At 69.4% G+C, this 11,740-nt stretch carries 7 protein-coding genes and 1 pseudogene; 5 read left to right on the forward strand and 3 right to left on the reverse strand.

From position 1 onward, the window contains the following. Nucleotides 1-161, forward strand: a pseudogene (locus tag AS96_RS15955) (DNA polymerase III subunit delta); the annotation flags it as partial. A gap of 201 nt (nucleotides 162-362) precedes the next feature. Here AS96_RS15955 and rpsT read toward each other — a convergent pair. Next, the gene (rpsT, locus tag AS96_RS01750; protein ID WP_036285140.1) at nucleotides 363-623 is read right to left on the reverse strand and encodes a 30S ribosomal protein S20; all 261 of its coding nucleotides are present in this window, start codon (nucleotides 621-623) and stop codon (nucleotides 363-365) included. Between the two features lie 217 nt (nucleotides 624-840). Here rpsT and AS96_RS01755 point away from each other — a divergent pair, with 217 nt between their 5' ends. Then, on the forward strand, nucleotides 841-2,136 hold the full coding sequence (locus AS96_RS01755; RefSeq protein ID WP_036284991.1) for an MFS transporter: 1,296 nt from the start codon (nucleotides 841-843) through the stop codon (nucleotides 2,134-2,136). Here the strand turns inward: AS96_RS01755 and AS96_RS01760 are convergent. Beyond that, the gene (locus AS96_RS01760; protein WP_005049408.1) at nucleotides 2,066-2,809 is read right to left on the reverse strand and encodes an alpha/beta fold hydrolase; all 744 of its coding nucleotides are present in this window, start codon (nucleotides 2,807-2,809) and stop codon (nucleotides 2,066-2,068) included. The genes AS96_RS01755 and AS96_RS01760 overlap by 71 nt on opposite strands. Before the next feature lie 108 nt (nucleotides 2,810-2,917). Next, nucleotides 2,918-7,678, reverse strand: coding sequence for an ExeM/NucH family extracellular endonuclease (locus AS96_RS01765; protein ID WP_231477043.1), 4,761 nt, complete (start codon nucleotides 7,676-7,678; stop codon nucleotides 2,918-2,920). Nucleotides 7,679-7,984: 306 nt separating this feature from the next. Between AS96_RS01765 and lepA the strand changes: the two genes are divergently transcribed. Genes lepA through hemW form a run of 3 tightly spaced genes read left to right on the forward strand, consistent with a single transcriptional unit; the run spans nucleotide 7,985 to nucleotide 11,731 of the window. Continuing rightward, nucleotides 7,985-9,835, forward strand: coding sequence for a translation elongation factor 4 (lepA, locus tag AS96_RS01770; protein WP_005049411.1), 1,851 nt, complete (start codon nucleotides 7,985-7,987; stop codon nucleotides 9,833-9,835). 28 nt (nucleotides 9,836-9,863) lie between these two features. Beyond that, nucleotides 9,864-10,514 carry a DUF1990 family protein gene (locus AS96_RS01775; protein ID WP_036284996.1) on the forward strand — a complete coding sequence of 217 codons (651 nt, stop codon included), beginning with the start codon at nucleotides 9,864-9,866 and terminating at the stop codon, nucleotides 10,512-10,514. Continuing rightward, nucleotides 10,514-11,731, forward strand: coding sequence for a radical SAM family heme chaperone HemW (gene hemW / locus AS96_RS01780; protein WP_036284999.1), 1,218 nt, complete (start codon nucleotides 10,514-10,516; stop codon nucleotides 11,729-11,731). Before AS96_RS01775 ends, hemW begins: the two co-directional genes overlap by 1 nt. Nucleotides 11,732-11,740: the final 9 nt, after the last annotated feature.

The raw sequence follows: 11,740 nt of genomic DNA on the forward strand, positions 1-11,740 counted from the left end.
CCCGTCGTGACCTCACGGGGTGGAACGAGGCGAGCCTCGGCCTCGCCATCCAGGCGGCGGCGCGGGCGGATGCCGAGGTCAAAGGCGCCTCACGCGATCCCGTCTTCGCCGTGGAGCGCCTCATCACGATCATCGCCACCCGCGCCCCCTACGGCGCCTGAGCGCGGGGGATGCCGCATCCGTCACTCTGCGGCGCATCCGACCCCGCGCTCATCCGTCCCGTCTGGTCGCATCCGTCACGAATGAACGACCAGACAGGACCGACGAACACGCGCTCGCTCACGCGCGTGCACCGTGCCCACCGACGACGAAGGCCCGCCGCCGCGGATGCGGGGACGGGCCTTCGATGATGTGGACGCGGCTCAGAGAGCGGCGACCTGCTTCGCGATCGACGACTTGCGGTTCGCGGCCTGGTTCTCGTGGATGACGCCCTTGCTCACGGCCTTGTCGAGCTTCTTGGACGCCTTCGCGAGCGCCTTCTCGGCAGCGGCCTTGTCGCCGGCGGCGATCGCCTCGCGGGTGCGACGCACCTCGGTCTTCAGCTCGCTCTTGACGGCCTTGTTGCGCTCGCGCGCCTTCTCGTTGGTCTTGTTGCGCTTGATCTGCGACTTGATGTTCGCCACGTTCGACGGCTCTTTCGTTCGGTTTTCGATGGATGTGCCGGGGTAGCGGTAGAGGGACGCCTCCGGCGGCGTGCGGGGTGGGACCCACACGCAAGCCAATCACCGAGTCTATCAGGTCGCCGCGCGCCGCCCCCGCAATGCGGGCTCCGGCGCCGGGCGTGCGGCATAATCGGCTCGTTCGGCCTCATCGACGAGGCCCGCCGACGAAGGAGTCGCCGTGACTGCCGCCTCGCCAGACCCGAGCACCCGGAACGCGCCCCGACGCGCCGGTGCCGCATGGTTCACACTGTTCACCCTCGCGTGGCTGGCGATCTGGACAGCCCAGCTGACCCCGCTGCAGCTGCTCATCCCGCTGCAGCTGAACACCCCCGGCGACGCCGACCGGTGGATCTCGGGAGTGGTGTCCTCGGGGACGGTTCTGGCAGCCGGCGGCCTCGCGGGTGTCATCGCCGGCCCACTCGCCGGCGGCATGAGCGATCGCACCCGCGGCGCCTTCGGCAGGCGTCGTCCGTGGGCGCTCGGGGGAGTGGTACTGGGCGTCTTCTCGCTGATCGGCCTCGCGTTCGCCACGGGCCCGTGGACGGTGGCGATCTCGTGGATCGGCGTCTCCGTCGGTCTCGCCGTCGCATCCGCAGCGTTCACCGCGATGATCGCCGACCAGCTCACCGAGCAGCGCGGCACCGCTTCCGCCTCGATCTCGTCCTCGCAGGCCCTCGGAGTCGTCGTCGGCGTGGGGGTCATCGTCCTTCTCGGCCTGGGCGTGATCGCGGGGTATCTCGTCCTCGGCGGCGTCCTGCTGATCGCGGGCGGCCTCGGCGCCCTGCTGCTGCCCGACCCGCCCGCACCCGCCGCTTCCGCCACCGCACGCACCCGTCTCTCCGCCGCGGAGCGCTTCGCCGCATTCCGGGACCGCGATTTCGCGTGGATGCTGTGGGGGCGTCTCGTCGTCAACATCGGCAACGCGCTCGGTACCGGCCTGCTGCTGTTCTTCCTTCTCTACGGGCTGCACCGCGACCCGGCCGACGCGCAGGACGAACTGCTGCTGCTCATCGTCGTCTACACCGTCTTCGTCGTCGTGGCCTCCGTCGTCGCCGGGGCGATCTCGGACCGCACCGGACGCCGACGCGGCATGACGGTCGCCGCGGCCTTCGTGCAGGGCGCTGCCGCTCTGCTGCTCGCGGTGTTCCCGTCCTTCGACATCGCCCTCGTGGCGGCCGCACTGCTGGGCGTCGGGTACGGCGCATACATGGCCGTCGGGCTCGCACTCGGCACCGACCTCCTGCCGTTTGCCGAGGACAGCGCGCGCGACCTGGGCTTCGTCACCGTTGCGGCGAGCCTGGGGCAGCTGCTGGGACCGCTCGTCGGCGCCGGCCTCGTCGCCGCCGTCGGGGGGTTCTGGCTGCTGTTCCTCGGCGGCGCCGTGCTGTCGGTGCTCGGCGGACTCATGACCCTGATGGTGCGGGCTGAGTCCCGGCATCCATCGTCGCCAGCGCCAGATCCACAACGGCGTTGAAGACCCGCGGACGCATCGCGGTGACCAGGTGCGAGGTACGTGGCACCACGATGAGCTCCGCGGCGGGCACCAGAGACGTGAACAGCCTCTCGTTGATGCGCAACTGATCGAACTGCCCGTTCACGAACCACGTCGGCACCGCGATGCGACGCAGCGCGGCGAGCAGGTCGAGCACCGACAGGCTGCGCAGCGCGGTGTCCTGCGCGTCATACGCATACCCACCGGCGCCGAAGTCGGCCCTCGTCTCGACGGGCAGCGTGCGATCGAGCACCCACTCGGCGATCGGTGCGCCGCGGCGGGGAAGCCGATCGAAGCCGCGAGCGAGCGTGCGATAGGTCTGCAGCGCCACGCCGCGCGGGATCGCGGTGCAGGATGCCGCGATGAACGCGTCGACCGGCGGGCGCTCCGCCGCGCCGACGTACTCGATGGACACGAGACCGCCCATGGAGTGGCCGACGAGCAGCACACGACCGCGTGTGGCGGCATCGCGCACCGCGCCGTCGATCGTCGCGAATGCGCCGTCGAGCGTGAAGGGCTCGCCCATCCGCGCACCGTGGCCCGGGAGATCGAGCGCGACCGCGTCGATGCCGCGGCCGTGCAGATGCTCGACCTGCGCGCGCCACATCGTCGCCGAGGTACGGATGCCGTGCACCATCACCACCGTCGTCGCCATGGTCTTCAGCCTAAGCAGTCGGTGCGGCGCCGGACCCGACGTGCGCGCAGGCACGCACGAGGCCCCGGACACCCGCCGAAGCGGGGCCGGGGCCTCGGGTGCGAGCGATCAGCCCATGAGGCTCCGACGACGACGTGTCATCGCGAGCAGCAGGCCGGCCGCGAGCAGGAACGCTCCGCCGAGCGCGAGACCCCAGGGGAGCTCGGCGCCCGTGGTGGCGAGTGTGCCTTCGCCGACCACCTGCAGCGGAAGGTTCAGCACGACCCGTCCGTCGGCACCCAACACGATGAGGTGGTGAGTACCCAGCGGGAGCGTCGACGGCACGGTCACGGTGAACGTCACGCGGCCCGCGGCATCAGCGGCCGGGATGCCGGTGATGACGATCGGATCGCTGTTCAGCGTGGCGACCACCTGTTCGCGCGCGCCCAGCCCGGTGAGGGTCACCGTGAACGACGCGCCGCGCTCGATGCGCCCATCGGCCGACAGCCCCGCGCTCGACACACCCGCCGCCGCACCGCCGGTGCTCGGCAGCGTCGTCGACGGCGACGGAGACGGCGCACCGGTCGGGGCGCCCGTCGGGGAGGGCGAACCGGTCGGGGACGCGCTCGAGGTCGGGTCCGGCGTCGGTGCGGTGGTGGTGACCAGCACAGCGCGTCCGACCGGCGAGGGCGCCATCGGCTTGACCGCCGCTGCGTAGGCGAGCGTCGCGTCGAGGTCGACCTGACCGGTGTCGGTGCGGGCGGTTCCCTGCGCGAACGGCGTGAAGCCGTCCCCGCCGTTGGCGAGGAACGAGTTCGTCACCACCGTGAAGGTGTCGGCGTCGCTGATCTTCTTCCCATCCAGCGACATCGACACGATGTGTCCCGACCGCGACGCCGTCTGGCCGGCGAGCGGTGCATCCTCGGTGTACTCGTAGGTGAAGCCCTTCGAGACGCCCAGGTGCAGCTTGGGACGGTCGCCGGTCGACTGCCACTGGCGCGTCAGGATGTCCTTCAGCTGGGCACCGGTGAGGGTCACCGTGACGAGCGTGTTCGCGAACGGCTGCACGGCGGCGAGTTCCTTGAAGGTCACCGTGCCGTCTCCGGTCCGCAAGAGGTCGGCACGCAGTCCACCCGGGTTCATCAGCGCGATCTGCGCCTTCGTGCCCGCGTAGGCCGGGTTGGTGCTCGTGGCCCAGAGGTAGATGTCGGCGACGGTGTTGCCCATCGTCGACTCGACTCCGCGGTCCGAGCCGCCCTTCCCGCCGCGCAGGATGTCAGCCGTGATGGCACCGACCGGCTTGGAACCGATCGTGATGGCCTGCGCGGTGAAGCCGGCGACCATCGAGGCGACCGCCGCATCGGCCGGGTAGGCCTTGGCGAGCGCCTGCGTCGATCCGGTCGCCGACACCAGCTCGTGAGCGTCGGTGTCGTACTGCAGCGACAGCTGGCCGAGCGCCTTGCCGTACTCCGCCGCCTGGATGACCGGTCGCAGCTTCCCGCTGGAGCCCACCTGCACGTTGCACGCGTATGTCTGGTGCGTGTGCGCGGAGACAATGGCGTCGATGTGGCTGGATGCCCCGCGGATGAGGGTGCCGAAGTCCGACGGGTCGGTGGCGACCGCATCGCACTGGTTCGACACCGACGACCCGGAGTGCGTCAGCAGCACCGTGACATCGGCCAGATCACCGTTGGAGATCTTGTCGGCGACGCGGTTGGCCGCCTCGAGCTGGTCGCCGAAGTCGATGTCCTTGATTCCCTGCGGATCGACCATGCGTGCCGTGTCGGTCGTGACGGTGCCGATGAACGCGACGCGCACGCCGTCGATCGTCTTCACGGCGTACTCCGGGAGCGCCGGCGTCTTCGTGCCCTTCTGGTACACGTTGGCGCCGAGCGCGTAGGGCGAGCCCGCCGCGATCTGCTCCGGCGTCACGTTCTTGACGTCGGTGTTACCGCCGAAGCGCGGCAGAACGCGGCCCTTGAGGTCGTCGAAGCCACGGTCGAACTCGTGGTTGCCGACAGCCGACACCTCCAGGCCGGACGCCTTGAGAGCATCGATGGTCGGGCTGTCCTGCTGGATCAGCGAGGTGAAGGTCGACGCCCCGATGTTGTCGCCGGCCGAAACCAGGATCGTGTTCGGGTTCTTCGCCTTCTTGGCGGCGACGGCCCCGGCGAGAACGGCGGCTCCCGCCTCGCCCTGGCTACCGGCTTCGATGCGACCGTGGAAGTCGTTGATCGTCAGGATGTCGATCATCGTCGGTGCGCTCTTGCGCGCGGACAGACCGACCTTCAGCGGATCGTGATCGCTCGAGCGATACGGACCGTCCTGCCAGAACAGCGTGCCGTGGTTGTTGTAGCGGCTGTACTCCAGCGCCACCGACTCGCCCGAGTTGATGTTCCAGACATCCCCTCCGGTGACGCGCTTGCCGGCCGCCACGTTCAGCAGCACGTGGTCGAGCGAACCCGAGAGACCGTCGAACGAGTAGGTGGAACGCCCCACCTTCAGCGCCGACTCGGCATCCGTGTAGCCCGCGTCGTAGAGGACCTTCAGCGGGTCCTCCTGGGTGTAGGAGTTGAAGTCGCCGACGAGGATGGCGGCCTCGCCGGTCGTGGTGATCGAAGAGACCCAGTCCCGCAGAGCGGTCGCCTGAGCGACGCGCGCCGGGTTCCAGGCACCCTGGCCGTCCTTCTGGTCGGCCTGCGATCCGCTGGCGCCGCTGGAACCCTTCGACTTGAAGTGGTTCACGACGAACAGGAACGGCTCGCCGCCACCCGCGGGCGCGAACTTCTGCGCGATCGGCTCGCGTGCGTTGTCGAAGGCCTGCCCTGAGCCGGACTGCGTCCCCAGCGCGAGCGCATCGCCGACCGGGGCGACCCGTGCCGGCTGATAGATGATCGCGTTGCGGATGACGTCCTGCTGCGACGCATCGGGCAGCTGAGCGGATGCCGGGACGTAGGCCCACTTCTCGCTTCCCGCAGCGGCGTTGAGCGCCGCGACGAGGGTCGAGACGGCCTTGTCCGGCGTCGACGGCGTGGACTTGGCCGAGTTCTCGATCTCCATGAGACCGACCACCGAGGCATCCAGCGTGTTGATGGCCGAGACGATCTTCGACTGCTGACGGGCGAGGTCCGCCGCACCCCACGCACCGCGCAGGTCGCAGCCGCCGCGCACGTTCGTGCCGACGCCGGCGCGGTCGGTGTACGGCTGGCAGGACGCATCGGACGAGCCGAGCGTCGTGAAGTAGTTGAGCACGTTGAACGAACCCACGCTGAGGTCACCGCCGACCGAGGCGGGAGCCGCGGTGCGCGGGTTGGTGAAGCTCGCCTGCCCCTGCGTCTTGCCATCGCCGGCGAGGAAGGACACCGGGTTCAGCTTCCATGCGTTGTTGCGGTAGTCGAGCACGAACGTGCCGCTCAACGATGCCGTGCCGCCGACGACGACCGGCTTGTCGAGCGAGACATAGGCCGGAGTCAGGTCGCCGTTGAGCAGCGCGCCCGCACCCTTGTTCGCCCGCGCGGCGTAGTCGAGCGAACCGCCGTCGTCGAGGATGACGCCGCGGGCCAGGTTGTCGGCCGCGACGGCTTCGGCCTCGGAGGATCCGGGCCGCGCGACGTCGGTGGGCTGACGAAGAACGCCCGCGCCTGCCGCAAGGCCGACCTCGCCGTACCGGTTCGTGTTGTTGGTGTTGGTGACCGTGAAGGTGCTCGAGACGCTGACGAGCATCGACTCGAGGCTCTCGCGCTGAGTGATGGCACTCGGCCAGGTGGTGAGCACGACGGGGGTGGGCTTCGCAGCATCCGCGATCTTCGTCGCCTTGCCGGCGTCGACGGTGAGCTGGGTAAGCCCGTTGAACTCGCCCGCCGTGCCGGTGACGCGCACGGTGTCGCCGAGTGCGACCTCGCTGGCCACGGCCGAAGTCTTCGCATAGACGAAGATGGCGTCGGATGCCGTGTGGGTGCTCAGATCGACCGTGCCGCCCGTTCCGGGCGTCTGGATGACGTAGCCGTTGTAGCCGCCCGTCGCGTAGTGAGCGGTGACGACGCCTTCCGTCGTAACCGTCTGACCGTTCAGCGGCGTCTTGTCGGCGGATCCCTGAATCGCGGCGATCGATGTGATCGTCTCGGTGCCGGGGGTTCCCGTCGACGTCGGCTGCGGCGTCGGGGTGGACGTCGTCGTGGGCTGGGGAGTGGGGGACGCGGTACCGGTCGGCCCGGGCGTCGGCTCCGCGCCGGAGGCGGAGTTCTGCGGAGTGGGGGCGCCCACGGCGAAGTCCGCGCTGTTGACGGCAGTGTTGGTGTGCGACGCGTTACGCGAGATGCTGGTCGCGTTCTCGGTCGCGGAAGCGGGGGAGCCGGCCGCGGGTGTCGCGGAGTCTCCCCAGGCCACGTAGTCGACGACGCCCGCATCGTTCGGCCCGGTGATGGCGGCCGAGCTGGAGACGAGGGCGACCTTGCCGGTCGTCCCGCTCAGCGCGAGCGAGCCGACGGCATCCGGTGTGGGAAGGGGCGTCGTCCCGCCTTGCCCCTTCGCCTCCTGGACGAGGAATGTGCGTCCGGCGGCGATGGTGCCGCTGAGGGGCTGCGCCGAGAACTTGTTGTCGCCGCCTGCTGCGGCGTACTGCAGCGTCCAGCCGTCGAGGCTGACCGGCGCCGACGAGACGTTCACGAGTTCCACGAAGTCGTGCGTGTAGGTGGCCTTGCTGTTGCCGCCCCCGCCGTAGACCTCGTTGATGAGCACGGCGGCGTCCGCGGAGACCGCCGCCCGAGCGGGAAGAGCGGCCAGACCCGCGCCGGTGAGGGCGAGGGCTCCGGCGGTGATGGCGGCGACGAACGAGCGTCGCTTCCGCCTCTCGGCGGTGGGACGCATGGCGTCCGGTGTCGGATCTGACACGTGTTCTCCCTGATTTCGCATGCAACAGCGGACAGCCGCATACACGGCGGTCCTCTTCGGTGATTGAGTGCCGATGATGAGGTGGCTGTGAGACGAAAAGGTTTCACCGAAGTGAACGCCGCACGACATCCGGTCCCATCGAACGTGAGATCGAGCTTCTGTGGCGCGGATCGCGGCGGCAAGAGAATGAGCGGTTAGCTCTTTCTCATCCTGCGCGGCCCTGGCGCGTCGCGCGACGGGGACGCTAGAGTCCCGCGCGCAGCGGCGCGGGGGCGCCGCCGCAGACGCCGGTAGACTGCTCGGGACATGTCACCCCGCGCCCTGAAGCCTCTCGAGCCGTCTGCGACCCCTCCAGAGCTGATCCGCAATTTCTGCATCATCGCCCACATCGACCACGGCAAGTCCACGCTGGCCGACCGCATGCTGCAGATCACCGGCGTGGTCTCGGACCGCGATATGCGTGCGCAGTACCTCGACCGTATGGACATCGAGCGCGAGCGCGGCATCACGATCAAGTCGCAGGCCGTCCGCATGCCGTGGGCGACGACCGACGGCACCTTCGCACTGAACATGATCGACACGCCCGGCCATGTCGACTTCACGTACGAGGTCTCGCGCTCGCTGGCCGCCTGCGAGGGCGCCATCCTTCTCGTGGATGCCGCGCAGGGCATCGAGGCGCAGACCCTCGCGAACCTCTACCTGGCGCTGGAGAACGACCTCCAGATCATTCCGGTGCTCAACAAGATCGATCTGCCCGCCGCCGATCCGGAGAAGTACGCCGCAGAGCTTGCGAACCTCATCGGCGGCGACCCCGCCGACGTGCTGCGGGTCTCGGGCAAGACGGGCATGGGGGTGGAGGAGCTGCTCGACCGCATCGTCGAGCGCATCCCCGCGCCGGTCGGCGACGCCGACGCCCCGGCGCGCGCCATGATCTTCGACTCCGTCTACGACGCGTACCGCGGCGTCGTGACATACGTCCGCATGGTCGACGGCAAACTCGAACCGCGCGAGCGCATCCAGATGATGTCCACGCGAGCGACCCACGACCTGCTCGAGATCGGTGTCTCCAGCCCCGAGCCGGTTCCCACCCGGGGCCTCGGCGTCGGCGAGGTGGGCTACCTCATCACCGGCGTGAAGGACGTGCGCCAGTCGAAGGTCGGCGACACGATCACCAACCACCGCAAGCCCGCAGGACAAGCGCTGGCCGGCTACACCGACCCCAAGCCGATGGTCTTCAGCGGCATCTACCCGATCGACGGCAGCGACTACGCCGATCTGCGTGAGGCGCTCGACAAGCTGAAGCTGTCGGACGCGTCACTCCAGTACGAGCCGGAGACCTCCGTCGCGCTGGGCTTCGGGTTCCGTTGCGGATTCCTGGGCCTGCTGCACCTCGAGATCATCACGGAGCGGCTGTCGCGCGAGTTCGGCCTCGACCTGATCACCACGGCCCCGTCGGTGACGTACGAGGTCACGACCGACACCGGCGAATCCGTCACGGTCACCAACCCGAGCGAGTACCCGGACGGCCGCGTCGCGAGCGTCTCGGAACCGGTCGTCAAGGTCGGCATCCTGCTGCCCAAGGACTACGTCGGCACGGTGATGGAGCTCTGCCAACAGCGCCGCGGAACGCTCCTCGGCATGGACTACCTCAGTGAGGACCGGGTCGAGCTGCGCTACAACATGCCGCTCGGCGAGATCGTCTTCGACTTCTTCGACCACCTGAAGTCGAAGACCCAGGGCTACGCGAGCCTCGACTACGAGCCTGCCGGATCCCAGGAGGCCGATCTCGTGAAGGTCGACATCCTGCTGCAAGGTGAGAAGGTCGACGCGTTCAGCTCGATCGTCCACCGGGAGAAGGCGTACGCGTACGGCACCCTCATGACCGAACGCCTCCGCAAACTCATCCCGCGCCAGCAGTTCGAGGTGCCCATCCAGGCCGCCATCGGCGCGCGTATCATCGCGCGCGAGAACATCCGCGCCATCCGCAAGGACGTGCTCGCCAAGTGCTACGGCGGTGACATCACCCGTAAGCGCAAGCTGCTGGAGAAGCAGAAGGAGGGCAAGAAGCGCATGAAGATGGTCGGTCGCGTCGAGGTGCCCCAGGAAGCCTTCATCGCCGCGCTCTCCGGTGATGTCGAGGGCAAGGACAAGAAGTAAGCCGGACGCCCCGGTTAGGCTGGACATCATGCGTCGCGGAAGCTTTCAGGACGACACGGTCGACTACGCCGCCGTCGGCGCCACGCAGGCGCACGACCTCATGAGCTATCCGCCCGAGAACAGCGTTCCGGCGGAGGACTCCTGGCTGCTCGGCAGCGGCCAGGCCCGCTTCGAGTCATCGGCCGACGCGCTGCTGTCGTGGACGGCGCTGCGCGGAGCGGGCCTCACGATCTCGGACGTGCGCCCGGCTGCCGGACCGATGTACACGGGCGTGGGCTACGACGTCGACGGCAATCCGATGGTCGCGAGTCGCCTGGACGCCGACCAGCGCTTCGACGCCGACGGGACCCCGTACGTGGCTGCGGGAACGACGGTGCGGGTGCGCGGACACGTCAAGGGCATGAACGCCGACGGTGAGCTGCGCGTCATCTACGCGATCGAAGAGCCCCGGCGCGTCGGCTTCGCTCTGGGGACGGTCGGCGACTCCGTCGTCAGCGGCGAGGAATCGTTCGTCGTGACCTGGGCGGACAACGACGAAGTCCGGTTCACGGTGCGTGCCTTCGACCGTCCCGTCGCCACGCTCTACCGCGTCGTTCCGGCTCTGGTGAAGCGACGTCGTCGTGAGCTGTTCCGCGGATACCTGCAAGCCATCTCTCCGCTGTACACGACGCCGGCCTGATGGGCTCCGCCCTCCCGCTCGGCGACCCCGCTCCGATCGACGGCGCGCTGCCGCCCGACATCTCGATCGACCCCGCCCGCGACTTCGGCGTCTACCTGCACGTGCCCTTCTGCCGCGTGCGCTGCGGCTACTGCGACTTCAACACCTACACCGCCACGGAGCTCCGGGGCGCTCGCCAGGACGCGTACGCCGACGAGGTACTCCGCGAGATCGCGCTCTCACAGGGCGTGCTGTCGGCGCGGGGGCCCCTCCGCGCGGCATCCACCGTCTTCTTCGGCGGCGGCACGCCCACTCTGCTTCCCGCGGGAGATCTGGCCCGGATGCTCGACGGCATCCGCTCCGCCTTCGCGCTGGCCGCCGACGCCGAGGTCACCGTCGAGGCCAACCCCGACACGGTGACCGTCGCAATGGCACACGAGCTGGCAGAGGCCGGCGTGACCCGCATGTCGATCGGCATGCAGTCGGCCGTGCCCCACGTGCTCGCCGCACTCGAGCGCACCCACGATCCGGCCGGCGTGCAGACGGCCGTCGACGCCGGGCGCTCGGCCGGCCTCGATGTGAGCGTCGATCTGATCTACGGCGCGCCGGGGGAGTCGTTGGACGACTGGCGTCGTTCGGTCGAGGCGGCCGTGGCGCTCGCACCCGACCACATCTCCGCGTACGCGCTCATCATCGAAGAGGGCACGAAGCTCGAGCGCCAGATCCGCCGCGGAGAGGTCGCCGCGCCGGATGACGACCTCCAGGCCGACATGTACGAGCTGGCCGACGAGGCGTTCGCATCGAGCGGGTTCGGCTGGTACGAGGTGTCGAACTGGGCGACGGACACCGCCCACCGCTCTCGCCACAACCTCGCATACTGGCGCGGCACGGATTGGTGGGGCTACGGGCCGGGGGCGCACAGTCATGTCGACGGGCTGCGATGGTGGAACGTCAAGCACCCCGCGGCATACGCACAGCGCCTCGCCGCCGGCACCTCTCCTGCGGCTGCTCGCGAGCGCCCGGATGCCGCTGCGCGGCGACTCGAGGACGTGCTCCTGCGGTCGCGGATCGCCGAGGGCATCGCGGTGTCCGAGCTGACCGGAGAGGGTCGTCACGCGATCGCCGCGCTCATCGCCGACGGGCTCATCGACGGACCGTCCGCCGTGCGCGGCCGCGTCGTCCTCACCCGCCGCGGACGGCTTCTGGCGGATGCCGTGGTGCGCGCCCTCACCGCCTGACCATCCGAT

Origin of the sequence: Microbacterium sp. MRS-1 (assembly GCF_000585455.1) — a bacterium.
Classification (GTDB): Bacteria; Actinomycetota; Actinomycetes; order Actinomycetales; family Microbacteriaceae; genus Microbacterium; species Microbacterium laevaniformans.